At 61.1% G+C, this 23,608-nt stretch carries 19 protein-coding genes, 1 pseudogene and 1 riboswitch; of the genes and pseudogenes, 3 read left to right on the plus strand and 17 right to left on the minus strand.

Translation table 11 applies throughout. The annotated features are described in order from the left end of the window. Positions 1-49: 49 nt before the first annotated feature. The 3 genes from C8K58_RS30695 to ltaE all read right to left on the minus strand — a co-directional run bounded on the left by C8K58_RS30695 (position 50) and on the right by ltaE (position 5,154). Positions 50-1,291, minus strand: a complete 1,242-nt coding sequence (locus C8K58_RS30695; protein ID WP_098478883.1) for an aspartate kinase — start codon at positions 1,289-1,291, stop codon at positions 50-52. Between the two features lie 94 nt (positions 1,292-1,385). Further along, on the minus strand, positions 1,386-4,004 hold the full coding sequence (gene alaS / locus C8K58_RS30700) for an alanine--tRNA ligase (protein ID WP_146188258.1): 2,619 nt from the start codon (positions 4,002-4,004) through the stop codon (positions 1,386-1,388). 145 nt (positions 4,005-4,149) lie between these two features. Then, positions 4,150-5,154, minus strand: coding sequence for a low-specificity L-threonine aldolase (gene ltaE / locus C8K58_RS30705; protein WP_108574847.1), 1,005 nt, complete (start codon positions 5,152-5,154; stop codon positions 4,150-4,152). 191 nt (positions 5,155-5,345) lie between these two features. Beyond that, a riboswitch (FMN riboswitch) is annotated at positions 5,346-5,515 on the plus strand. A gap of 113 nt (positions 5,516-5,628) precedes the next feature. Between ltaE and C8K58_RS30710 the strand changes: the two genes are divergently transcribed. Beyond that, positions 5,629-6,138 carry a 6,7-dimethyl-8-ribityllumazine synthase gene (locus C8K58_RS30710; RefSeq protein WP_027607772.1) on the plus strand — a complete coding sequence of 170 codons (510 nt, stop codon included), beginning with the start codon at positions 5,629-5,631 and terminating at the stop codon, positions 6,136-6,138. Between the two features lie 133 nt (positions 6,139-6,271). Here the strand turns inward: C8K58_RS30710 and astE are convergent, their stop codons facing one another. The 14 genes from astE to acs all read right to left on the minus strand — a co-directional run bounded on the left by astE (position 6,272) and on the right by acs (position 22,204). Continuing rightward, the gene (gene astE, locus C8K58_RS30715) at positions 6,272-7,276 is read right to left on the minus strand and encodes a succinylglutamate desuccinylase (RefSeq protein ID WP_108574846.1); all 1,005 of its coding nucleotides are present in this window, start codon (positions 7,274-7,276) and stop codon (positions 6,272-6,274) included. Between the two features lie 11 nt (positions 7,277-7,287). Beyond that, positions 7,288-7,578, minus strand: coding sequence for a hypothetical protein (locus C8K58_RS30720; protein ID WP_027607770.1), 291 nt, complete (start codon positions 7,576-7,578; stop codon positions 7,288-7,290). A gap of 38 nt (positions 7,579-7,616) precedes the next feature. Then, positions 7,617-8,963 carry an N-succinylarginine dihydrolase gene (astB, locus tag C8K58_RS30725; RefSeq protein WP_092359549.1) on the minus strand — a complete coding sequence of 449 codons (1,347 nt, stop codon included), beginning with the start codon at positions 8,961-8,963 and terminating at the stop codon, positions 7,617-7,619. A 94-nt stretch (positions 8,964-9,057) separates the two neighbouring features. After that, positions 9,058-10,527: a succinylglutamate-semialdehyde dehydrogenase gene (gene astD, locus C8K58_RS30730; RefSeq protein ID WP_166655335.1), complete on the minus strand. Its 1,470-nt coding sequence runs from the start codon at positions 10,525-10,527 to the stop codon at positions 9,058-9,060. Then, on the minus strand, positions 10,524-11,549 hold the full coding sequence (gene astA, locus C8K58_RS30735) for an arginine N-succinyltransferase (RefSeq protein ID WP_027607767.1): 1,026 nt from the start codon (positions 11,547-11,549) through the stop codon (positions 10,524-10,526). Before astA ends, astD begins: the two co-directional genes overlap by 4 nt. Positions 11,550-11,598: 49 nt before the next feature. Then, positions 11,599-12,618 (minus strand): arginine/ornithine succinyltransferase subunit alpha, encoded by a 1,020-nt coding sequence (gene aruF, locus C8K58_RS30740; protein ID WP_027607766.1) that lies wholly within the window; start codon positions 12,616-12,618, stop codon positions 11,599-11,601. Positions 12,619-12,825: 207 nt separating this feature from the next. Further along, positions 12,826-14,046, minus strand: coding sequence for an aspartate aminotransferase family protein (locus tag C8K58_RS30745; protein ID WP_027607765.1), 1,221 nt, complete (start codon positions 14,044-14,046; stop codon positions 12,826-12,828). A 252-nt stretch (positions 14,047-14,298) separates the two neighbouring features. After that, positions 14,299-15,279 (minus strand): transcriptional regulator ArgR, encoded by a 981-nt coding sequence (gene argR / locus C8K58_RS30750; protein WP_027607764.1) that lies wholly within the window; start codon positions 15,277-15,279, stop codon positions 14,299-14,301. A gap of 167 nt (positions 15,280-15,446) precedes the next feature. Further along, positions 15,447-16,211 (minus strand): ABC transporter ATP-binding protein, encoded by a 765-nt coding sequence (locus C8K58_RS30755; RefSeq protein ID WP_003214336.1) that lies wholly within the window; start codon positions 16,209-16,211, stop codon positions 15,447-15,449. Positions 16,212-16,238: 27 nt separating this feature from the next. Beyond that, on the minus strand, positions 16,239-17,351 hold the full coding sequence (locus tag C8K58_RS30760; protein WP_027607763.1) for a succinylglutamate desuccinylase/aspartoacylase family protein: 1,113 nt from the start codon (positions 17,349-17,351) through the stop codon (positions 16,239-16,241). Position 17,352: 1 nt separating this feature from the next. Continuing rightward, on the minus strand, positions 17,353-18,051 hold the full coding sequence (locus tag C8K58_RS30765; RefSeq protein WP_027607762.1) for an ABC transporter permease: 699 nt from the start codon (positions 18,049-18,051) through the stop codon (positions 17,353-17,355). Beyond that, positions 18,048-18,737 (minus strand): ABC transporter permease, encoded by a 690-nt coding sequence (locus tag C8K58_RS30770; RefSeq protein WP_010208305.1) that lies wholly within the window; start codon positions 18,735-18,737, stop codon positions 18,048-18,050. The genes C8K58_RS30765 and C8K58_RS30770 overlap by 4 nt, the downstream gene beginning before the upstream one ends. 91 nt (positions 18,738-18,828) lie before the next feature. Then, a complete protein-coding gene (locus tag C8K58_RS30775; protein WP_027607761.1) occupies positions 18,829-19,614 on the minus strand; it encodes an ABC transporter substrate-binding protein in 786 nt (261 codons plus the stop codon). A gap of 634 nt (positions 19,615-20,248) precedes the next feature. Next, complete coding sequence (gene acs / locus C8K58_RS30780; protein WP_065947833.1) at positions 20,249-22,204, minus strand: acetate--CoA ligase; 1,956 nt, start codon at positions 22,202-22,204, stop codon at positions 20,249-20,251. A 411-nt stretch (positions 22,205-22,615) separates the two neighbouring features. On the opposite strand from acs, the gene C8K58_RS30785 reads away from it, so the two are divergent. After that, the gene (locus C8K58_RS30785) at positions 22,616-22,885 is read left to right on the plus strand and encodes a DUF2790 domain-containing protein (RefSeq protein WP_027607759.1); all 270 of its coding nucleotides are present in this window, start codon (positions 22,616-22,618) and stop codon (positions 22,883-22,885) included. A 511-nt stretch (positions 22,886-23,396) separates the two neighbouring features. Continuing rightward, positions 23,397-23,608, plus strand: a pseudogene (locus C8K58_RS30790) (ribonucleotide-diphosphate reductase subunit beta); the annotation flags it as partial.

Consider the following 23,608-nt stretch of genomic DNA (forward strand, 5'->3'; position numbering starts at 1 on the left):
CCTACAAAAAAATGAAAGGCGCGGTAAACCGCGCCTTCCTGGCATTGCATCACTCGCCCTGTCGGGCCGGAGCATCCAGCTCAAAAGCGGTATGCAGCGCGCGTACAGCCAGTTCCAGGTACTTCTCTTCAATCACCACCGAGACTTTGATTTCCGAGGTAGAGATCATCTGGATATTGATGCTTTCCTTGGCCAAAGCCCCGAACATGCGGCTGGCAACGCCGGCATGGGAACGCATGCCCACACCTACGATCGACACCTTGGCAATCCTGGTATCGCCGACCACTTCACGGGCGCCAATTTCACTCGCGGTGTTCTCCAGGATTTTCAACGCCGCATCGTACTCGTTGCGGTGCACGGTGAAGGTGAAATCGGTGGTGTTATCGTGCGAGACGTTCTGCACGATCATGTCGACTTCAACATTCGCATCGCTGATAGGGCCCAGAATCTTGAAGGCCACGCCCGGGGTGTCTGGCACGCCACGGATCGTCAGCTTGGCTTCATCGCGGTTGAAAGCGATGCCGGAAATGATCGGCTGTTCCATGGATTCCTCTTCATCAATAGTAATGAGGGTGCCCGGACCCTCCTTGAAGCTGTGCAATACGCGCAGCGGAACGTTGTACTTGCCGGCGAACTCCACCGCGCGGATCTGCAACACCTTGGAACCGAGGCTGGCCATTTCCAGCATCTCTTCAAAGGTGATCTTGTCCAGGCGCTGGGCCACGGACACCACACGCGGGTCAGTGGTGTAGACGCCATCCACATCGGTGTAGATCTGGCACTCGTCAGCCTTGAGGGCCGCAGCCAGGGCCACACCGGTGGTGTCAGAACCGCCACGCCCGAGGGTGGTGATGTTGCCGTGCTCGTCCACACCCTGGAAGCCCGCTACAACTACCACGCGGCCTGCTTTCAGATCAGTGCGAATTTTCTGGTCGTCAATCTGCAGGATCCGCGCCTTGGTGTGCGCGCTGTCGGTGAGGATGCGCACCTGGCTGCCAGTGTAGGACACGGCAGGCACGCCACGCTTGTTCAGGGCCATGGCCAGCAAGGCGATGGTCACCTGCTCGCCGGTGGACACGATCACATCCAGCTCACGCGGCAGCGGCTGTTGCTCGCCACTGATGGCCTTGGCCAGTTCGATCAGGCGATTGGTCTCGCCGCTCATGGCCGACAGCACCACGACCAGGTCATCCCCGGCATCGCGGAATTTCTTAACCTTGTCGGCCACCTGCTCGATTCTTTCGACAGAGCCGACCGAGGTGCCTCCAAATTTCTGTACGATCAAAGCCATTTCCAAGCCGCCTCAGCCCGTAAAGGGGCGCCTAATATCCAATCAACCAGCACAGAACAGCCCGTGACTAGACCACGGGCAGGTTAACAGTGCCTTAAATACCTGCCTCGACAAATGGCACGGTCAGGGCCAGGGCCGCGTCCAGGGCACTGGCGTCTACACCACCGCCTTGCGCCATGTCCGGACGACCGCCGCCCTTCCCGCCCACTGCCGCAGCGGCCTGCTTCATCAAATCACCGGCCTTGAGTTGGCCAGTCAGGTCCTTGGTTACACCGGCAACCAGCACGACCTTCTCCTCATGGACACTGCCGAGCAGGATCACTGCGCGGCCGAGCTTGTTCTTCAACTGATCGACCAGGGCCAACAGCGCCTTGCCGTCCTGGCCGTCCAGGCGTGCAGCCAGGACTTTCACGTCCTTGACGTCAACGGCCGAAGCCGACAGGTCGTCGCCCGCAGCGCTGGCCGCCTTGGCTTGCAACTGCTCCAGCTGTTTCTCCAGCGCACGGTTGCGCTCCAGAACGGCGGACAACTTGTCGATCAGGTTGTCGCGGCTGCCCTTGACCAGGCTGGCCGCTTCCTTGAGTTGTTCTTCAGCGGCATTCAGGTAGGCAAGGGCCGCAGCGCCGGTCACCGCCTCAATACGACGCACACCCGACGCCACGCCGCCTTCGCTGATGATCTTCAGCAGGGCGATGTCGCCGGTACGGTTGGCGTGGATACCGCCACACAGTTCCACCGAGAAGTCGCCGCCCATGCTCAGCACTCGCACGCTGTCGCCGTATTTCTCGCCGAACAGCGCCATGGCGCCCTTGGCCTTGGCCGTCTCGATGTCGGTTTCTTCGGTTTCTACCGGGGAGTTCTTGCGAATCTCAGCGTTGACGATGTCTTCCAGGGCCTTGATCTGCTCAGGCTTGATCGCTTCGAAGTGACTGAAGTCGAAACGCAGGCGCTGGCTGTCGACCAACGACCCCTTCTGCTGGACGTGCTCGCCCAGCACCTGGCGCAGCGCGGCGTGCAGCAAGTGCGTGGCCGAGTGGTTCAGCGCGGTGGCATGGCGCACCTCAGCATCGACCTGGGTGTCCACCGGCGCACCGACCGTCAGGTTGCCCAGCACCAGCACGCCGTGATGCAGGAACGCACCGCCGGTCTTGGTGGTGTCGCGCACCTCGAAACGACCGGAGGTCGAACTCAGGAAACCACAGTCACCGACCTGGCCACCGGATTCGGCGTAGAACGGCGTCTGGTCCAGGACCACAACCGCTTCTTCGCCTTCGCTCAACACGTCGACCGACTTGCCGTCTTTATAAATGGCAACGATCCTGGCCGCGCCAACGGTCGCCTTGTAACCGGTGAATTCGGTGGGCACGTCAACCTTGACCAGGGTGTTGTAGTCCAGGCCAAAGGAACTGGCGGAACGGGCGCGCACGCGCTGGGCTTCCATCTCACGCTCAAAGCCGGCTTCGTCGATGGTCAGCTCGCGCTCACGGGCAATGTCGGCGGTCAGGTCCATCGGGAAGCCATAGGTGTCGTACAGCTTGAACACAACATCGCCCGGCACCACGGTGCCTTTGAGCTCGGCCAAGTCCTGTTCCAGAATCTTCAGGCCGTGCTCCAGGGTCTTGGAGAACTGCTCCTCCTCCGCCTTGAGCACGCGCTCGATGTTGCTTTGCTGTTGCTTGAGTTCCGGGAAGGCATCGCCCATCTCGGCAACCAGTGCGGCGACGATCTTGTAGAAGAAGCTGCCGGTGGCGCCCAGCTTGTTACCGTGACGGCAGGCGCGACGGATGATGCGACGCAGCACGTAGCCACGGCCTTCATTGGACGGCAGTACACCGTCGGCGATCAGGAAACCGCAGGAACGGATGTGGTCCGACACCACCTTGAGGGACGACTGGCTTTCATTGGCACAACCAATGGCCGCGGCCGACGCGCTCAGCAGGTTGGTGAACAGGTCGATCTCGTAGTTGGAGTGAACGTGCTGCATCACCGCACTGATCCGCTCCAGGCCCATGCCGGTGTCCACCGACGGCGCTGGCAGCGGATGCAGCACGCCATCGGCGGTGCGGTTGAACTGCATGAACACGTTGTTCCAGATCTCGATGTAACGGTCGCCGTCTTCTTCCGGCGAGCCCGGTGGGCCACCCCAGATGTCGGCGCCGTGATCGTAGAAAATCTCGGTGCATGGGCCGCATGGGCCGGTATCGCCCATGGTCCAGAAGTTGTCGGAAGCATAAGGCGCGCCCTTGTTGTCGCCGATGCGAATCATGCGCTCGACGGGCACCCCGATTTCCTTGGTCCAGATGTCATACGCTTCGTCGTCCGTCGCGTAGACGGTCACCCAGAGTTTTTCCTTGGGCAGCTTCAACACGCCGGTCAGGAAGGTCCAGGCGAAGGTAATCGCGTCTTTCTTGAAATAATCACCAAAGCTGAAGTTACCCAGCATCTCGAAGAACGTGTGGTGGCGGGCGGTGTAGCCGACGTTTTCCAGGTCACTGTTCTTGCCGCCGGCACGCACGCACTTCTGGCTGCTGGTGGCGCGGGTGTAGGCGCGTTTTTCCTGGCCCAGGAAGCAGTCCTTGAACTGGTTCATCCCCGCGTTAGTGAACAGCAGGGTGGGGTCATTGCCTGGGATCAAGGAGCTGGAGGAGACACGGGTGTGACCTTGCTCTTCGAAGAAGCGAAGGAAGGCTTCACGGATTTCTGCGCTTTTCATAGGTTCTTCCACGGAGGCTGCGGCCAAAGGCCAGTGCGCAACATCATCAGACGGAGCGACGGCAAAAGGCCGCATTATATCGGCCCTTTGCCGGTGGTACAGCGTGTTTATGCGATAGAGAGGCTCAATTAGACGGTCTGCACACTCATTTGCGCGAAAAATCGACGAATGCCTCGAGCACTTGCTCGATCTGCGCCCGGCTCACATCCAGATGCGTCACCATGCGCAGGCGCGGCGCAGCACTCAACTTGATCCCACGCTCGGCGGCAAACGTCTTCAAGGCCTGGGCCTGGTCGCCGATCTGCACATAGACCATGTTGGTCTGCACCGGCTCCACCGCGTAACCGGCGTTACGCAGCTCATCGCCCAGCCATTGCGCATTGGCGTGGTCGTCGGCCAGGCGCTGCACCTGGTGATCCAGGGCGTACAGCCCTGCTGCCGCCAGGGAACCGGCCTGGCGCATGCCACCGCCGACCATCTTGCGCAAACGGCGCGCCTTGGCGATCAATGCCGTGGAGCCGCACAGCACCGAGCCAATCGGTGCACCAAGGCCCTTGGACAGGCACACCGACACCGAGTCGAAATGCTGGGCGATCTCCCGTGCATCGACCCCCAGCTTGACCGCCGCGTTGTAGAGTCGCGCGCCATCCAGGTGCAGGGCCAGGCCATGTTCGCGGGTCAACGCCCGCGCCTTCGCCAGGTAGTCCAGCGGCAGCACCTTGCCCTGCATGGTGTTTTCCAGGGCCAGCAGGCGGGTGCGGGCGAAGTGGAAGTCGTCGGGTTTGATAGCCTCGAGCACCTGATTCAGGTCGAGGGAGCCATCCGCCTGCACGTCCAGCGGCTGCGGCTGGATCGAACCCAGCACGGCCGCACCGCCGCCCTCGTATTTGTAGGTGTGGGCCTGCTGGCCGACGATGTACTCCTCGCCACGCTCACAGTGGGCCATCAGCGCCAGCAAGTTGCTCATGGTGCCGGTGGGCACGAACAGCGCGGCTGCAAAGCCCAGGCGTTTGGCCAGCTCGGCTTCCAGATGGTTGACGCTGGGGTCTTCGCCGTAGACGTCATCGCCGCTGGCGGCATTGGCCATGGCGTCGAGCATGCCGGCGGTGGGTTGGGTCACGGTGTCGCTGCGCAGGTCGATCACAGACATGAAACAAGCCTCGAAGGGGTTCATTAAGCTTCTTATGAGGATGATTACTGCGGGCAAAGCCGCGGAATATCAAGCCCCACGCGCTCTCAATCGAATACCAACCAAACAAACCGATATAGCTTATCGATACGACGCTCGTGCAGTTTATGAAAAACCATGTTAAAAACTCTCCGCCACCAGGGTTCTGGTGGCAACGTTCTCAGGGCGGGGTGCAATTCCCCACCGGCGGTAATTGCACGCAATGTGCATAGCCCGCGAGCGCTTGGCGCCTCGAACTGCTCACGCAGGACGGCGACAAGGTCAGCAGACCCGGTGTGATCCCGGGGCCGACGGTCATAGTCCGGATGAAGAGAGAACGGGATTGGCACCTAAGGGCCGCACGCTGAGCGCATGCCTGCATGACTCGGCGGTTCGTACCCTTAAATCCCATTCGATTCATAACGCCCTGTTTTTTTCTTAAACAGGAGTCAGAACATGCAACCCACCGCAATCGACAGCAAAAGCAAAAACCATCACGGCGAGCGCGTCGCGTTTATCCAGGCCTGCTGGCACAAGGATATTGTCGACCAATCGCGCAAAGGCTTCCTCGCCGAAATGATCGCCCAGGGCTATCAGGAATCGGACATCGATTTCTTCGAAGTCGGCGGCGCCTTTGAAATGCCCCTGCACGCCAAGCTGCTGGCCAAGACCGGCCGTTACGCCGGTATCGTGGCCGCCGCGCTGGTGGTGGACGGCGGGATCTACCGTCACGAATTCGTCGCCCAATCGGTGGTCAGCGGCCTGATGCAGGTTCAGCTGGAAACCGAAGTGCCGGTGTTCTCGGTGTCCCTGACGCCGCATCACTTCCACGCCGGCAGCGAACATACCGCGTTCTTCCATGAGCACTTCGTGCACAAGGGCCAGGAAGCTGCACGTACATGCGCCGACACCCTGCACAAGGTGCGGGCGATCCGTCGCAGCGAGCCACGGGCGCTAGCGGTCTAAGCAACACTGCAAAACAAAATGTGGGAGGGGGCTTGCCCCCGATAGCAGTGTGTCAGTCAGCTGATCTGGAGCTGAGACACCGCCATCGGGGGCAAGCCCCCTCCCACATTTGGATCCGGATACGCCTTGAGACCTATACCAGGCCCACGTCCGTGGTCGGCACAATCAATATCCCTGCCCGCAAGCCATTCTTTACCTTCGGGTTGGGGAAGATGATGCGCGCACCCTCCTCCTCGATCACCCAACGGGTCTTGGCCACGTCTTCGGCCAGCAGATAACCCTTTTCCAATTCCGAAAAGTTTTCCACGTCCGCCGGCAAGTGCAGCAGGAATGCATCGCTGTGCTTGATGACTTCCCGCGACACGGCGAACAGTTTCAACCCGTCCAGACTGTCAGTCTCAGGCTCGGTGCCTTCGATGATCTGCTTGAGGCGCAGCTCCAGGCGGGAGACATTCACGCCCTGGTTGTGCCCGAACGGTCGCGCCTTGCCCAGTTCCAGGGTGAAGGCCTCGGCCTCCAGCTGCTCGTAGGTAAACGCGGTGAAGGTGATCGAGCTCTTGTTCTGCAGCAGCACCGCTTCCATGCCAGCGGCGTTCAGGCGCGCCAGTTCGTGGCGTGAATGCTGGCGCCCCTCCTTCCAGGGGTACAGCGCAAACTGCTCGATCTTCGAGCCGCGGATGGCGGTGTGCAGGTCGTAATGCAGGCGCGAACGGCCAGGCTGGCTGAAGAAGCTGCGGGCCAGCTGTTCAAGTTCGGCGGCGCGCATGGCTTCGGGGCCGATGTTTTTTTCATGCCGGCCGTTGAACAGCCGGTTGACGTCCAGTTCAAGGTAACGCTCGCCGCGGCGCATGGCCTCGGGGTTGCCGAACAGGAACAGAATACGGGTGCGGGGCTTGATCTCCCCACGGGCGATGCCATGCAACAGGCGGTCGAGCAATTCGATCGGCGCGGTTTCGTTGCCATGGATGCCGGATGACAGCAACAGGTCGCGGCCATTGTCCGTTGCCTGCGGCGGGCGCACTTCGAGTGCGCCCTCGCTGAGCCAGCGCATCTGCACGCCGTCGACAGTCAGTTGAATTTTTTGCGCCGGTTCGCGACCGGCGAGGGTCAGTTCAAGCAGTTTGCCAAGGGCGAGCATACGCAGCTTCCTTAGTGGTTGCAGCCTGGGCCGTGGACGTGATCGTCATCATCACCTTCAACGTCGGCCGGTTCCATTTCCAGTTGCAGGCTCATCAGGTTGGTGGCCAGTGGGCGCATCAACAGGTTGGCGTATTCGGCGTCGCCTTCTTCCACGTCCACGCCGATCAGCAGTTGGCCACGGCCGTCGTGCTGGATCCAGATTTCCTTGCCCTGCCAGACCACGGCGACGCGGGTGCAGGAGGTTTCCAGCTGGGTGCCGTCGGTGTCTTCAAGGATCAGTTGCAGGGTGTCGGTGCTCATAAATAATTCTCAGCCATAGGGTGTAAAAAGAGGTGGCGTTAATTGATCTGGAAAGGATAAACCGAGCCCAGTTTAAGGATTTGCGTCAGTTCATCCAGTGCCGTCCGGCACTCAAGCAGTAATTGCGGGTCAGCCAGGTCGGTTTCGCGCAGGCTGTCGCGGTAGTGCTTGTCGACCCATTGGGTCAGTGTGTCGTACAACGGCGCGGTCATGATAACCCCTGGGTTCACCGCTGCCAGCTCGGTTTCATTGAGGGCCACGCGCAGGCGCAGGCACGCCGGGCCGCCGCCGTTCTGCATGCTTTGCTTGAGGTCGAAGACTTTGACTTCGCGGATCAGCCCCGCGGACGCCGTCAGGCCTTGCAGGTACTGCCAGACGCGCTCGTTGGCGCGGCATTCTTCCGGCACGATCAGCAGCATCGAACCGTCGGCGCAGGTCAGCAACTGGCTGTTGAACAGGTAGGAGCGCACCGCGTCCTCGACGCTGACCTGGGCACGCGGCACACACACCGCCTGGAAGTTGCCGCCCAGCTTGCCCAACTTGCCCTGCAACTCGGCCAGCATCTGTTCGGTATGGAGGAACGCGTCCTCGTGATAGAACAGCACCTCGCCGTTGCCCACCGCGATCACGTCGTTGTGGAACACGCCGGCATCGATCACCGCCGGGTTCTGCTGGGCGTAGACCACGCCTTCATCCTTCAGGCCATGCAGGCGGGCGACGGCCTGGGAGGCTTCGAGGGTCTGGCGCGCCGGGTACTTCTGCGGGGCCGGGTAACGGGGGTCGAACGCGCTGCGCCCGAACACGAAAAATTCCACCCCCGCGTCGCCATACTCACGGCAGAAACGCGTGTGGTTGGCCGCACCTTCGTCGCCGAACTGCGCCACCGCCGGTAACGCGGCGTGGTGGGCAAAGTGTTTCTGGTCGGCAAACATCGCCCCCAGCACGCGGCTGGTGGTGGGGTGTTCGATGCTGCGGTGGTATTTGCAGTTGAGGTTGGCGGCGGTGAAATGCACGCGGCCATCTGCCGTGTCGGCGCTCGGGCTGACGGTGGCGGCGTTGGCCACCCACATGCTCGATGCCGAGCAGCTGGCGACCAACAACGGCATGGCCTGCTTGGCCGCCTGCTGGATGACCTGGGCGTCGGTGCCGCTGAAACCGAGGTTGCGCAACGCCGCTACATCCGGACGCTCCTGGGGCGCAAGCACACCTTGCACAAAGCCCATGTCCATCAGCGCTTTCATTTTCTGCAGGCCCTGCAACGCCGCTTCCCTGGGGTTGGAATGCTGCTGGCTGTTGCTCTGGGAGGCGACGTTGCCGAAGGACAAACCGCCGTAGTTATGGGTCGGCCCCACTAGACCGTCAAAATTGACTTCATAGGATTTCATCGGCGAGGCTCCACGAACATCTGTTTTTATAGGCTTCAAATTACTTGAATACACCACTGACCCCCTGTGGGAGGGGGCAAGCCCCCTCCCACATTTAGATCAGCGTAATGCCGGGGGTTAGCGTGGCCGGTACCACCAGGCTTGGCGTTTCAAGCGACGCCACCGGGTACGCACAATAATCCGCCGCGTAATACGCACTGGCGCGATGGTTGCCCGAGGCCCCTACCCCACCAAATGGCGCGGTGCTGGCGGCGCCGGTCAGCTGTTTGTTCCAGTTGACGATGCCGGCACGGCTTTCCAGCCAGAATTGCTGGTAACGCGCTTCGGAATCGGACAACAGGCCAGCGGCCAGGCCGTACCGGGTGTTGTTGGCTTCGGCAATCGCCGCCGCGAAATCGGCGTAGCGGATCACCTGCAACAGCGGCCCGAACAGTTCTTCGTCTTCGCGCTCGGTCACGCCGGTCACGTCGATGATGCCTGGGGTCAGCAAGGCAGCTTGATCCTGGGGCTGGGTCATCTCCAACAGCGCCACGGCGCCATTGGCCAACATCAGCTCCTGGGCGTCCATCAGGGCTTTTGCCGCCGCCAGGGAAATCACCGAGCCCATGAACGGCGGTGGTTGCTGGTCGAACGCGCCGACTTCAATCGTCGCGCTCACCGCCACCAGCCGCGCCAGCAGCGCATCGCCCCAGGCGCCTTCCGGCACCAGCAGGCGACGGGCACAGGTGCAACGCTGGCCGGCGGAGATAAACGCCGACTGGATGATGGTGTAGACCGCCGCATCCACGTCGGCTACTTCATCTACCACCAGCGGGTTGTTGCCGCCCATTTCCAGGGCCAGGATCTTGTCCGGGCGCCCGGAGAACTGCTGGTGCAGATGATTGCCGGTACGGCTGGAACCGGTGAAGAACAACCCATCGATACCGGGGTTGGCGGCCAACGCAATGCCGGTCTCGCGCGCGCCTTGCAGCAGGTTCAACACGCCCGCCGGCAAACCGGCGTCGATCCAGCACTGCACGGTCAGCTCGGCAACTTTCGGGGTCAGCTCGCTGGGCTTGAACAGCACGGTATTACCCGCCAGCAACGCCGGGACGATATGCCCGTTGGGCAGGTGACCGGGGAAGTTGTAAGGACCGAACACCGCCACCACGCCGTGGGGCTTGTGGCGCAATACGGCGGTGGCGTCGCCCAGGGGGCCGCTCTTCTCGCCGGTACGCTCGCGGTAGCTTTGCACCGAGATTGCGATCTTGTTGGCCATGCTGGTGACTTCGGTGGCCGACTCCCACAGCGGCTTGCCGGTCTCCTCGCCGATGCAGCGCGCTATTTCATCGGCGCGACTTTTCAGGCTCGCGGCGAAGGCTTCCAGCACGCTGATGCGCTCTTCCAGCGGGCGCCGGGCCCAGGCCGGGAACGCCTGGCGCGCGGCCTGCACGGCCGACTCGACCTGCTCGACAGTGGCGCCATTACCGGCCCACAGCACCTGCTGGGTCACCGGATTGCGGGATTCAAACAGTTCACCCTGGCCAGCCAGCCAGCTACCTGCGATATACAGCGAATTCATTATTTCGACTCCCGGGCAGCAGACAACGGTACGGCACGCACTTGATCACCCACCACCAGTTGCAGGCGCTTGGCGGTTTGCGGATCGACCACCAGCGTGCCGGCCGCCAGGCGTGCCGGTGCGGCGGTGATGCGGCAATCTTCGCGTTTGCGGTTATGGATCAGGAACGGCGTGGCGTCGTCCCCCGGTGTGCCGATGGCCAACACCAATGATTGGCTGTCGCGCACCGCACGGATCTTGGCGGTCTCGCACTCCACCGCCGGGCCGGCGTCGAAAATATCGACGTAGCCCTGGTAGCTGAAGCCTTCGCTCTTGAGCATGCTCAGCGCCGGCTCGGTGTCCGGATGGACCTTGCCGATCACGTTGCGCGCGTCTTCGGAAAGGAAGCAGCTGTACAACGGAAACTTGGGCATCAGCTCAGCAATAAACGCCTTGTTGCCCACGCCGGTGAGGTAATCGGCCTGGCTGAATTCCATCTTGAAGAAGTGCCGGCCCAGGCTTTCCCAGAACGGCGAACGCCCGGCGTCGTTGGACACGCCGCGCATCTCGGCGATGATCTTGTTGCCGAACAGCTGTGGGAACTCGGCGATAAACAGCAGGCGCGCCTTGGCCAGCATGCGGCCGTTGAGGCCGTTGCGGTAATCAGCATGCAGGAACAACGAGCACAGCTCGGAATTGCCGGTGAGGTCGTTGGCCAGGAACAGCGTCGGAATCTCACGGTAGATATTCAGTTCCTGGGAGGCGCTGACCGTCAGGCCGACCCGGAAGTTGTACCACGGCTCGCGCAGGCCGACGGCACCGGCGATGGCGGAAATCCCCACCACGCGGCCTTCGTCGTTTTCCAGCACGAACAGGTAGTCGGCATCACCGCGCCCGGCGTCGCCGCGAAAGGTTTTTTCCGCCCAGCCTACCCGGTGGGTCAGGCGCTCTTCGTTGGCCGGCAAGGTGGTGAGGCCGGTGCCGGTGCTGCGCGCCAGATCAATCAGGGCCGGTAAATCGCTGCTGCGTACGGGACGAACGATCATGCTATCTCCTCAGACGGGCCGCTGCTGCCAGCCACCCGCGACACTCTGTTTATACCGCTACCAGGCGCACACTCGCGCCTTCACCAACGCCCAGGGCTTCGGCGGCTGCCAGGTCCAGGGTCACCGGTTTGCCCGGCGCGTAGTCCAGCTCCAGCATCACCGCGCGGTAATCCTGCAACTGCGCGTTGCTCACCAGGTACTGGCGGCCGACACCCTTGGCCATCTCGCCGATCTTCACCGGCACCACGCGGCTCTGGGCAATCGAGCGAATGCCCGAGACCCGTGCGTGCAGCGTCGGGCCGCCGTCGAAGATGTCGATGTAGTGGTCAGTCTCGAAGCCTTCGCGCATCAGGATGTCGAAGGTGATCTGGGCACGCGGGTGCACCTGGCCCATGGCTTCCTGGGCTTCGTCCGGCAGCAGCGGCACGTAGATCGGGTAATGCGGCATCAGCTCGGCGAGGAACGTACGGCTTTTCAGCCCGCACAGGCGCTCGGCGGCGGCGTAGTTGAGGTCGAAGAAGTTGCGGCCGATGGCATCCCAGAACGGCGAATCACCGTTCTCGTCGCTGTAGCCGACAATCTCGGTCACCACCGAGTCGGCAAAGCGCTCGGGGTGGCTGGCGACGAACAACAGGCGGCCGCGGGAATTGAGTTCCGACCACGGCGAACCGACCAGCTCCGGCACCACGTAGAAACTGGTGAGCAGGCTGTTGCCGGTGAGGTCGTGGCACTGGGAAAGCACGTGGATCTTGTTGTGGATCTTCAGCTCGCGGGAGGCGTGCACGAAGGTCTCGTTACGAAAACTGTAGAACGGCTCCGAGTAACCGGCCGAGGCGACGATGGCCGAGCAGCCGGCGAGCTTGCCGGTCTCGGTGTCTTCGAGCACGAAGAAATAGCTTTCTTCACCGTTGAAACTCACCTCGGCCGCGAAGGACGCTTCGCTGGCGGCGATCTTGTCGCTCAGGCGTTCCACATCATCCGGCAAGGAGGTGACACCAATCGGGCTATCCGCAGCCAGACGCTGTACCTCGCCCAGATCAGCCATTTGCGCGGGGCGCATCACCAGCATGGTGTCACTCCTTAACTCTAGAACTCACAGGAAAAAAATACCGAACAGGTCGGGAACACCCCATATCTTCATGTGGGGCATATTCCAGTGTGGGAGGGGGCTTGCCCCCGATAGCGGTGTATCAGTCACCAGATGCATCAACTGAAAGATTGCTATCGGGGGCAAGCCCCCTCCCACATTTGATCCGGTCCGACAGACAGATATGTATCAGGCTTGGGTCAGCGTTTTTACCGCACGCTCGAAACGATCCAGGCCTTCGTTGATGTCCGCGTCTTCCACCACCAGGCTCGGCGCAAAACGCACCACGTCAGGGCCGGCTTGCAGGATCATAAGGTTTTCTTTCTCGGCCGCGTTGAACACGTCCTTGGCCTTGCCTTTGAACGCATCGCTCAGTACGCAACCGATCAGCAGGCCCATGCCACGCACTTCGGTGAAGATGCCGTACTGCTTGCCGATCTGCTCCAGGCGCGCCTTGAACAGGTCGTGCTTGGCGTTGACGCCGGCCAGCACCTCAGGGGTGTTGATCACGTCGATGACCGCTTCGGCCACTGCGCACGCCAGCGGGTTGCCGCCGTAGGTGGTGCCGTGGGTACCGACCACCAGGTGCTTGGCCAGGTCTTCACGGGTGAGCATCGCCGCAATCGGGAAACCGCCGCCCAGGCTCTTGGCGCTGGTGAGGATGTCGGGCACCACGCCGTAGTGCTGGTAGGCAAACAGATGGCCGCTGCGGCCCATGCCGGTCTGCACTTCGTCGAACACCAGCAGCGCATTGTTGGCGTCGCACAGTTCGCGGGCACCTTGCAGGTAAGCCAGCTCGGCCGGCAGTACGCCGCCTTCGCCCTGGATCGGCTCCAGCACCACGGCGCAGGTCTTGTCCGACACGGCGGCTTTCAGCGCTTCCAGGTCGTTATAAGGGACGTGGGTGATGCCGGTAATTTTAGGCCCGAAACCGTCGGAGTACTTCGACTGGCCACCGACATTGACGGTGAACAGGGTACGGCCGTGGAAGCTGTTCAGCGCGGCAATGATCTCGTACTTCTCGCTGCCGAAACGGTCGAACGCCACGCGACGGGCCAGCTTGAATGCGGCCTCGTTGGCTTCGGCACCGGAGTTGCAGAAGAACACGCGCTCGGCAAACGTGGCGTCGATCAGCTTATGGGCCAAGCGCAGGGCCGGCTCGTTGGTGAAGACGTTGGAGACGTGCCACAGCTTGTTGGCCTGTTCGGTCAGTGCACCGACCAGCGCCGGGTGGGCGTGGCCCAACACGTTGACCGCGATGCCGCCGGCAAAGTCGATCAGCTCGCGACCCGCCTGGTCCCATACACGGGAACCTGCGCCACGCACGGGGATGAATGCGGCAGGTGCGTAGTTGGGAACCATGACCTGGTCGAAATCGGCACGTTGCACCGGGGCTTGCTCAACGGACATCGGAGTCTCCTGAAGAGGAACGCCTGCCTGGAACTGGCGGGCGATGCAGGGATTGTAAGGACAGTTTTCAGCGCGGCCTTGCCGCCAAGCGACAACTTCTTATAGCGCCAACCCCCGTTTTACGCGGGTTTACGCCAATGCGACAAATAGCGTCGCAATGGCGCAGTTTAAACGGATGCAGGGGTTTTCGGCAGTATGCAGGGAAGTTGCGCGATGGACGCGACACACCGCGCCAATCGTATTCACCCCACGTCAACCACGCTCGGACGGCACCGACGAGAGTTCGAACGGGCTGCTGCTGCGGCGCTGGTTGCGGTCTTCGCGAGGGGTGGCGCCAAAGAAGTTGCGGTAGGCGCTAGAGAAGTGCGGCCCCGAGGAGAAGCCGCAGGACAGGCCGATCTGGATGATCGACTTGCTGGTTTGCATGAGCATCTGGCGGGCCTTGTTCAGGCGCAGTTCCAGGTAGTACTGGCTGGGGACGCGATTGAGGTATTGCTTGAAGATCCGCTCCAGTTGTCGTCGCGACACGCACACATGCTGGGCGATTTCGTCGGTGGTCAGCGGCTCTTCGATATTGGCTTCCATCAGCAACACTGCCTGGGTCAGCTTCGGATGGCTGGAGCCCAGGCGGTTCTGCAGCGGGATGCGCTGGCGCTCGCCGCCTTCGCGGATGCGCTCCACCACCAGCTCTTCCGACACCGCACCGGCCAGTTCGGCACCGTGGTCACGGGCCAGCACCGCCAGCAACAGGTCGAGTACCGACATGCCGCCGCAGGCGGTCAAGCGATCACGGTCCCAGTCGAACAGATGGCTGGTGGCGATGACCTTGGGGAAACGCTCGGCAAAATCATCCTGCCAACGCCAGTGCACGGCGGCGCGGTAGCCGTCGAGCAGGCCGAGCTGGGCCAGCGGGTACACACCGGCCGACAAGCCGCCGATCACACAACCGGCGCGCACCAGCTGCTTGAGGGCGGTGCTCAGTTGCGAGGCGATCACGGCAGGCGGCTCGTCCGCCAGCAGGAACAGTTTCTGGAAGCCTTCCAGCTTGCCCGCCCACGGCTCGCCCGGCAGTTGCCAGGCGCCTTCGGTGGCCGGCTCTGCGAGCAAAAACGACAGCTCGTAGACCACCTCCGGATGCACCCGCTGAGCAACGCGCAAGGCCTCCTCAGCCAGCGCAAGCGTGAGTGCTTTTGTGCTGGGCCAAATCAGGAAACCAATTTTGTGGGCGGTCATGGAGTGCTATCCGAAGCGAAGAACGGTAATGAAGACAAGGGCCAATGCTAGCCCGTAAACCAACACAAAGCTCAAAAACAATGAAGTTCCAACGGTAGAACTCCACTGTAGATCCCATGTGGGAGGGGGCTTGCCCCCCACATAAAAGCAACTTCAGCAGTAAGGGATTATTTCAAGCTGCCGGACAGGAACTGCTGCAACCGCTCGGACTGCGGGTTGACCAGCACTTCCCGAGGGTTGCCACGCTCTTCGACGATGCCTTTGTGCAAGAACACCAGCTGGTTCGACACTTCACGGGCAAAGCCCATTTCGTGGGTCACCACCACCATGGTGCGGCCTTCCTGGGCCAGGTCCTGCATGACCTTGAGCACTTCGCCCACCAACTCGGGGTCGAGGGCCGAGGTGGGTTCGTCGAACAGCATCACCTCCGGCTCCATCGCCAGGGCTCGGGCAATCGCCACGCGCTGCTGCTCGCCACCGGACATATGGCCGGGGAACGCATCCTTGCGATGGCCCACACCGACCTTGGCCAGGTAGTGCTCGGCCTTTTCACGGGCGTCTTTTTTCGACATGCCCAGCACGTGCACCGGCGCTTCCATCACGTTTTCCAGCGCGGTCATGTGCGACCACAGGTTGAAATGCTGGAACACCATCGACAGGCGCGAGCGCATGCGTTGCAGTTGCTTAGGGTCGGCGGCCTTCATGGCGCCGTCTTTGTTGGCCACCAGTTTCAGCTCTTCGTTATTGAGCAGGATCTTGCCGGCGTGGGGTTGCTCCAGCAGATTGATGCAGCGCAAAAAGGTGCTTTTGCCCGAACCACTGGAACCGATGATGCTGATCACATCACCGGCCGCGGCAGCCAGGGACACGCCTTTGAGCACTTCATGACTGCCATAGCGTTTATGCAGGTCTTGGACTTCAAGTTTGTACATGCGGTCGGTTCTCACAAAAACAGGTGGTCAGTCGTTGAGCAAGCGCCCGTGACGCAGCGCTTCGCGCCCCGCCACCTTGGCCAGCCAGAAACCCGCTTGGGCATAACGTAGCCGTTCAACGGCAAACAACACCCCCGAGGTGCCCGCGCAGATAACGCTCACGCGGTCTTCCAGGGGATCAATCACTTCAAAAATCGGCTCGCCCTTCTCGATCCAGTCCCCGGCTTTACGCAGGTAACTGATCACCCCGGCGTGGGGCGCGAACAGCAATTCGGTGCCTTCGAAGGGCACGCCTTCACACGGTTCGTGTTGCGGCGCCGGCCATTCGCCCTTGATCAGGCCTTGCTCGGCGAGAAACGCGAGGATGCCTTCGGCGTGGAAGATCGCTTCGTCACGGCCGGTGTCCGCCTGACCGCCCAATTCCAGGGTTGTCGCCAGGCAGGCCAGCGGGATCTGTGCGTCGGGGAAGGCGCGGGACAACCGCAGCCACGGCAACGAACAGGCCTCATCGAACGAGCTGCCACCGGAGTCTTCCGCGAGCAGACCGACTTTCACATTCAAGTGCGCCGACAGCGAACGCCACTGCGGCCAGTGCTGGGGCAGCGCGTACATGTGCAATGCGGCTTCGGCGTCGCAGTGCAGGTCGAGGACGATATCAGCGCTGCACGCATGGCTCAGCAGGATGCGCTGCATGCCTTGCAACTGGCTGCTCGGCTCGGGCAATGCGTTGAGCGCATCGGCCATCGCCTGGCGAATCATGCGCACGTTGGCGTGAGCATCATCCCCCAGCTTGCCTGTGAGCAACTCGGCCACCGGCTCGCTCAACTCAACGAAATCGCGGTTGAAATTCTTGCCGCTGCCCACTTCGAAACGGCCCTGGTGGCTGCCTTGCAGCAACTGGCCCAGGCCCATCGGGTTGGCCACCGGCACCAACTCGATCACGCCGTTGAGGGCGCCTTGCGCTTCAAGTTCGGCGAGGCGTTTTTTCAGCTCCCACGCGGCGCGCATGCCCGGCAATTCATCGGCGTGCAGGCTGGCCTGGATATAGGCCTTGCGCTCGCCGGTGCCGAAACGGAACACGCTCAGCTGGCGCTCGCAGCCCAGGTGGCCCCAGGGCAACAGGTGATCGATACGTTCCATATCAGTGCTTCCGTGGAGCCAGGTAGCTCAGCCAGCGGCGCTCGGCCAATTTGAACAGGCGCACCAGGATAAAGGTCAGGCACAGGTAGAACACGCCGGCGGTGATGTAGGCTTCGAACGGCAGGTAGAACTGCGCGTTCACCGTGCGCGCGGCACCGGTGATGTCGATCAGGGTGACGATGGACGCGAGACTGGTGGTCTGCAGCATCATGATCACTTCGTTGCTGTACTGCGGCAGCGCGCGGCGCAGGGCCGACGGCAGCAGGATGCGGCGGTACAGCTTGTAGCGCGACATGCCCATGGCCTTGGCCGCTTCGATCTCGCCATTGGGGGTGGCCTTGAGGCTACCGGCAATGATCTCGGCGGTGTAGGCGCTGGTGTTGATCGCAAAGGCCAGGCACGCGCAGAAGGTCGCGCTGGACAGCAGCGGCCACAGGACGCTCTCGCGCACCGCTTCGAACTGCGCCAGGCCGTAGTAGATCAAAAACAGCTGCACCAGCATCGGCGTGCCGCGGATCACATAGGTGTAGAGCCAGGCCACGCCGTTGACGACCGGTTGCTTGGACACACGCATCAAGCCCAGGGGCAAGGCGGCGAGCAGGCCGAAGAACAGCGAGATGGCGAGCAGTTTCAGGGTGGTCAGCAGGCCGCCAAGGTACAGCGGCATGGCCTCCCAGATGACGTTGTAGTCGAAGATCATAGATCAGCCGCCCTTACGCCTACCGAGTAGCGCTTCTCAAGATGACGCAGGGCCAGCAACGACACGCTGGTGATCACCAGGTACATCGCCGCCACTGCGAGGAAGAAGGTAAAAGGCTCGCGGGTGGCATCAGCCGCCTGCTTGGCCTTGAACATCATGTCTTGCAGGCCCACCACCGAGATCAGCGCGGTGGCCTTGGTGAGTACCAGCCAGTTGTTGGTAAACCCAGGGATCGCCAGCCGGATCATCTGCGGCACCATCACCCGGAAAAACACCTGGAAGCTGCTCATGCCATACGCCAGGCCGGCTTCGGCCTGGCCCTTGGGGATGGCCATGAAGGCACCACGGAAGGTTTCCGACAGGTAGGCGCCAAAGATGAAACCCAGGGTGCCGATACCGGCGGCCAAGGGGTTCAAGTCGATATAGTCGTCATAGCCGAGCATCGGCGCGACGCGGTTAAGCAGGTCCTGACCACCGTAGAAAATCAGCAGGATCAGCACCAGGTCGGGGATCCCGCGGATCACCGTGGAGTACAAGTCACCCAGCCAGGCCAACCAGCGCACCGGCGACAGGCGTAACGCGACCCCGATCAGACCCAGAACAATGGCCAAGGCCATGGACGACAAGGCGAGCTGAAGCGTCAACCATGCGCCATCGAGGATGACGGCCCCGTAGCCTTTCAACATGATTCAGGTCCTCGAAAAGGGGGATGAAAAAATGGCGCAAACCGCAGGAATTCTGTTGCTTGCGCCATTTCGGACAGACAGCTGCGAATACTTACTTGGCTTCTGGGCCGTAAATATCGAAGTTGAAGTACTTTTTCTCGATTTCTTTGTATTTACCGTTGGCACGGATCGCGGCGATGGCAGCGTTGATGCGGTCCAGGTTTTCCTTGTCGCCCTTGCGTACGGCGATGCCTACGCCGTCGCCGAAGTACTTGACGTCGGTGAAGGCCGGGCCGGTGAACGCATAGCCTTTACCGGCTGGCGTATCGAGGAAACCTTCCTGCAACAGGGTGGCGTCGGCCACGGTGCCGTCGAGGCGACCGGCTTCCACGTCGAGGTAGATTTCGTTCTGCGAGCTGTAAGGCACAACGGTGGCGCCTTTAGGTGCCAGGACTTCCTTGGCGAAACGGTCGTGGATCGAACCGCGCTGTACGCCGATCTTCTTGCCTTTGAGTTCATCCAGGCTGTCGCTGACGGCGGTGCCTTCCTTCAATACCAGGCGCGCTGGGGTCAGGTAGTAGCGGTTGGTGAAGTCCACGGACTTCTTGCGGTCTTCGGTGATGGACATGGACGACAGGATCGCGTCGATCTTGCGCACCTTGAGCGCCGGGATCAGGCCGTCGAACTCTTGCTCGACCCAGGTGCACTTGACCTTCATCTCTTCGCACAGGGCGTTGCCGATGTCGTAGTCAAAACCGACGATGCTGCCATCCGGCGCCTTCGAGGCAAACGGAGGGTAAGCCGCTTCGATACCAATTTTCAGAGGCTTGCCTTCAGCGAAAGCCTGCATGGACAGCACGGACAGCGCCAGGGCGCCCAACAGCACGAGTTTCTTCATCTTGGGACTCCATCGGTATAGGGCAAAACAGCAGTATGAGCCATGGCCCACGATGCGACTGAGTGAAACCGAATAGCGGTGCTGCGTCCTACACCAATTCAACAGTGGAGACGACGAGCGAGTGATCGGCATTCTAACGACAGGCCGGAAGCCGATATTTCCTCAATGCGACAACAATTTACAGAAGCACTGAGAAAGCGGTTCCAGCACATTGACAGCCTCTGAATTTTATGCAGAGACAAAAGATATTAAACCTGTTGATGCTGCAAATTGCGGGCCTATTATTCGCAAACCCTTCTAGCACGGCAAGTGTGGCGTTTAATCTTATGGCTCGGGGTGTCTAAAGCGCGGTTTTTCGGGGCATAAGCGTAGCCCTTTGCCTCAGGTTTGGGCGGGCGGTTACACATTTGCGCGACTCGGTAACATTCAGAAACCTCCTACGCGAAAAACCGATATTTATTTGACTGGTGGTCATGCGGGTCTGTCAGTTCCTCCTCCATACCCACCTTGGAATGCAATCCAAATGTGGTAGGGGGCTTGCCCCCTCCCACATTGGATCTCCTCCGATTTCAAGCACTCACAAAAAAGCCCCACCCGGCTCACACCGAATGGGGCTTTGTCTGACCAGCCCGCCTTACGCGACGTTCATGGTCTTGTGGGTCTCAATCAAATGCGCCACTACACCTGGGTCCGCCAGGGTGGAAATATCGCCCAGCCCGTCGTACTCGGCCGTGGCAATCTTGCGCAGGATGCGGCGCATGATTTTCCCCGAGCGCGTCTTCGGCAAGCCCGGTGCCCACTGGATCACGTCCGGCGAGGCAATCGGCCCGATTTCCTTGCGCACCCAGTTCTTCAGCTCCAGGCGCAGGGCTTCGCTGGGTTCTTCGCCATTCTTCAGGGTCACATACACATAGATGCCCTGGCCCTTGATGTCGTGCGGCACACCCACCACCGCCGCTTCGGCGACTTTAGGGTGGGCAACCATGGCACTTTCGATCTCGGCGGTACCCATGCGGTGGCCGGATACGTTCAACACGTCATCCACACGGCCGGTGATCCACCAGTAGCCATCTTCATCGCGACGGGCGCCGTCACCGGTGAAGTACATGCCACGGAAGGTCTTGAAGTACGTGTCGACAAAACGGTCATGGTCGCCGTACAGGGTACGGGCCTGGCCTGGCCACGAGTCGAGAATCACCAGGTTGCCTTCGGCGGCGCCTTCGATGATGTTGCCCAGGTTGTCCACCAGCGCCGGCACCACGCCGAAGAACGGCCGTGCGGCAGAACCCGGCTTGAGTGCATGGGCACCCGGCAGCGGGCTCATCAGGGTGGCGCCGGTTTCGGTCTGCCACCAGGTGTCGACGATCGGGCAACGGGATTGGCCGACGTTCTTGTAGTACCAGTCCCACGCTTCCGGGTTGATCGGCTCACCCACCGAACCCAACAGGCGCAGACTGCTGCCATCGACGCCTTCGCAGGCAGCGGTGCCGGACGCCATCATTGCGCGGATCGCGGTCGGGGCGGTGTAGAGGATATTGACCTTGTGCTTGTCGACGATCTTGCCCACCCGGGTAATGTCCGGGTAGTTCGGCACGCCTTCGAACAGCAAGGTGGTCGCGCCATTGGCCAGCGGGCCGTAGACAATATAGGTGTGGCCAGTGACCCAACCGACGTCGGCGGTGCACCAGTAGATTTCGCCCGGGCGGTAGTCGAATACGCGCTCGTGGGTCAGGGCCGCATACAACAGGTAGCCGCCGGTGGTGTGCTGCACGCCTTTAGGCTTGCCGGTGGAACCGGAGGTGTAGAGGATGAACAGCGCTTCTTCGGCGCCCATCTCTTTTGGCGCACACACGGTGCCCGCCACTTTCATCAGGTCTTCGTACCAGATGTCGCGATGCTGGTTCCACTTGATCGAACCATTGGTGCGCTTGCACACGATGACCTTCTGGATGCTGCTGGTTTCCGGGTTGGTCAGCGCGTCGTCGACGTTGGCTTTCAGCGGAATCTTCTTACCGGCGCGAATGCCTTCATCGGCCGTGATCACCACCTTCGACTTACAGTCGATGATGCGACCGGCCAGGGCCTCCGGCGAGAAACCGCCGAACACCACCGAATGGATCGCACCGATGCGGGTACACGCCAGCATGGCGACCACGGCTTCGGGGATCATCGGCATATAGATGGTCACCACGTCGCCGCGGTGCACATCCTGGCCACGCAGGGCGTTAGCGAACTTGCAGACTTCTTCGTGCAACTCGCGGTAGGTGATGGTGCGACTCTCGGCCGGGTCATCGCCCTCCCAGATGATCGCCGCCTGGTCGCCGCGCTCGGCGAGGTGACGGTCCAGGCAGTTGTAGGACACGTTCAGGGTGCCATCGGCGAACCACTTGATGTCGACATGGTGATCGTCGAAAGAGGTCTGCTTCACCGCGGTGAAAGGCTTGACCCAGTCAAGGCGCTTGGCTTGCTCGCGCCAGAAGCCATCGGGGTTGACCACCGACTGCTGGTACATGGCCTTGTAGGTTGCCTCGTCGGTCAGCGTGTTGGCTGCTACTTCGGGGCGAACGGGGTACAGGGAAGCCGCACTCATCTTTCTTACCTCGGTGACATAGTTGTTGTTGTATGGCCCAGTTGTATCCGGGGTGGGCCTATAGAACCATTCGACGATGGTAGTAACAAGACCCTACAAAATACCCTGCTATCCCCGTTTGCCGCTCTGGCCCGCAGCCTGCGGGGCTTTGCGGGTGGGTGAAAAAACCTTTACCACGGGATTGTTACAAAAACCGCCAACAGTCTTTATCAAAAGCACGGGTATATGAATATAACCCGCAGGCCTAGAATCACTTCCGCCAACCAAGGCATTGTGATTAACACAACAGTGATTAACAACGTAACAGCCCCCACGAAGGCACGTTAATCCGAACTAACCAATCCTAAGTTACACACGTGGCCTCACAAGGGCCCCGTGACCCCTTTCGCCCTGAAGAAGGTAAGTAAAGAAATGAAAGCTCTCGTAGTTATGGCCCTCAGCAGCTTGTGCGCCACCGCCGCCCTGGCCGACGAGGCCCCGACCGAGCTGGCCGGCCAGAACGCCCCGATTGTTGAAGATTACACCTACAGCACCAAGCTGGACGTGGCCAAAGTATTGTCCATGAGCACGATCCCGGAAGTCTGCGAAGTTGTACCGGTAAAGATGGAATATGAGGATTCCCAGGGTCAGCGCCATATCCTTAATTACCATGTCATGGGTAATGGTTGCTCTAACGGATAACAACTTCGTTAGTTGGAACAGACCCGGATCTTATTCGCCGCAAGAAATCGTTCTTGCGGCAAAGAACCGGTCCTCCCTTCCCGCCCTCAAAAAGCCCTCCCCTCTTCCCCACAATAAATAGCCCACCGCCCGTCAAAAATTTCCTCCCCCATCAACCCCCCGCAAACCCTCACTCTGGCTCAAATAGCCGCCTTTTTGTCTCTGATCCGAGACCATCCGCCGCAACACAAAGCCGAATTTTTCCCTATAATGCGCGGGTAAATCGGGCCTGCAATATCCCTTTACACAGGGACGAAGAGCCAGACCTTGAGCCTGCGCTGGAGCATGCACCTGTCGCTCCGCCCCTCAAGCCTCAAGCAGAGCACCGTTACCCAATTCCGTTTATTTGCCTGCGCGAGCTGTTGCAACAAACGATTCCTTAAGATCCACCGCGGCCCGAGGGCCGTGTGAACACCCAACCATCCGGTTTCACACGGGCACCTTTGAGCCCTCACGCAGGAGACGACACGTCATGCTGAGCTGGGACGAATTCGACAAAGAAGAAGACGGCGAAGTAGCCACCAAAGGCGCCAACGCCGGCCACGCCACCGAAGCCAACATGGACCGCCTCGACGGTGCCGGCGCCGCCGCCGCCATCGAAGCCCGCGCCGTCACCGCCAGTGACTCCGCCGCCATCGTGCGCGCCAAGGCTGCCCTGGACAAACTCGACGTCGCCGAAGGCCT

The sequence above is a fragment of the Pseudomonas sp. GV047 genome (assembly GCF_003058245.1).
Lineage (GTDB): Bacteria > Pseudomonadota > Gammaproteobacteria > Pseudomonadales > Pseudomonadaceae > Aquipseudomonas > Aquipseudomonas marginalis.

Bases quoted from the DNA above. Each gene is read 5' to 3' on its own strand.
- C8K58_RS30770 (WP_010208305.1), bottom strand. From the start codon at position 18,737: ATGTTGAAAGGCTACGGGGCCGTCATCCTCGATGGCGCATGGTTGACG.
- astA (WP_027607767.1), bottom strand. From the start codon at position 11,549: ATGATCGTTCGTCCCGTACGCAGCAGCGATTTACCGGCCCTGATTGAT.
- C8K58_RS30720 (WP_027607770.1), bottom strand. From the start codon at position 7,578: ATGAGCACCGACACCCTGCAACTGATCCTTGAAGACACCGACGGCACC.
- C8K58_RS30760 (WP_027607763.1), bottom strand. From the start codon at position 17,351: ATGGAACGTATCGATCACCTGTTGCCCTGGGGCCACCTGGGCTGCGAG.
- aruF (WP_027607766.1), bottom strand. From the start codon at position 12,618: ATGCTGGTGATGCGCCCCGCGCAAATGGCTGATCTGGGCGAGGTACAG.
- C8K58_RS30695 (WP_098478883.1), bottom strand. From the start codon at position 1,291: ATGGCTTTGATCGTACAGAAATTTGGAGGCACCTCGGTCGGCTCTGTC.
- C8K58_RS30775 (WP_027607761.1), bottom strand. From the start codon at position 19,614: ATGAAGAAACTCGTGCTGTTGGGCGCCCTGGCGCTGTCCGTGCTGTCC.
- astE (WP_108574846.1), bottom strand. From the start codon at position 7,276: ATGCTCGCCCTTGGCAAACTGCTTGAACTGACCCTCGCCGGTCGCGAA.
- C8K58_RS30710 (WP_027607772.1), top strand. From the start codon at position 5,629: ATGCAACCCACCGCAATCGACAGCAAAAGCAAAAACCATCACGGCGAG.
- C8K58_RS30755 (WP_003214336.1), bottom strand. From the start codon at position 16,211: ATGTACAAACTTGAAGTCCAAGACCTGCATAAACGCTATGGCAGTCAT.
- C8K58_RS30785 (WP_027607759.1), top strand. From the start codon at position 22,616: ATGAAAGCTCTCGTAGTTATGGCCCTCAGCAGCTTGTGCGCCACCGCC.
- acs (WP_065947833.1), bottom strand. From the start codon at position 22,204: ATGAGTGCGGCTTCCCTGTACCCCGTTCGCCCCGAAGTAGCAGCCAAC.
- argR (WP_027607764.1), bottom strand. From the start codon at position 15,279: ATGACCGCCCACAAAATTGGTTTCCTGATTTGGCCCAGCACAAAAGCA.
- C8K58_RS30745 (WP_027607765.1), bottom strand. From the start codon at position 14,046: ATGTCCGTTGAGCAAGCCCCGGTGCAACGTGCCGATTTCGACCAGGTC.
- astB (WP_092359549.1), bottom strand. From the start codon at position 8,963: ATGAAATCCTATGAAGTCAATTTTGACGGTCTAGTGGGGCCGACCCAT.
- ltaE (WP_108574847.1), bottom strand. From the start codon at position 5,154: ATGTCTGTGATCGACCTGCGCAGCGACACCGTGACCCAACCCACCGCC.
- C8K58_RS30765 (WP_027607762.1), bottom strand. From the start codon at position 18,051: ATGATCTTCGACTACAACGTCATCTGGGAGGCCATGCCGCTGTACCTT.
- alaS (WP_146188258.1), bottom strand. From the start codon at position 4,004: ATGAAAAGCGCAGAAATCCGTGAAGCCTTCCTTCGCTTCTTCGAAGAG.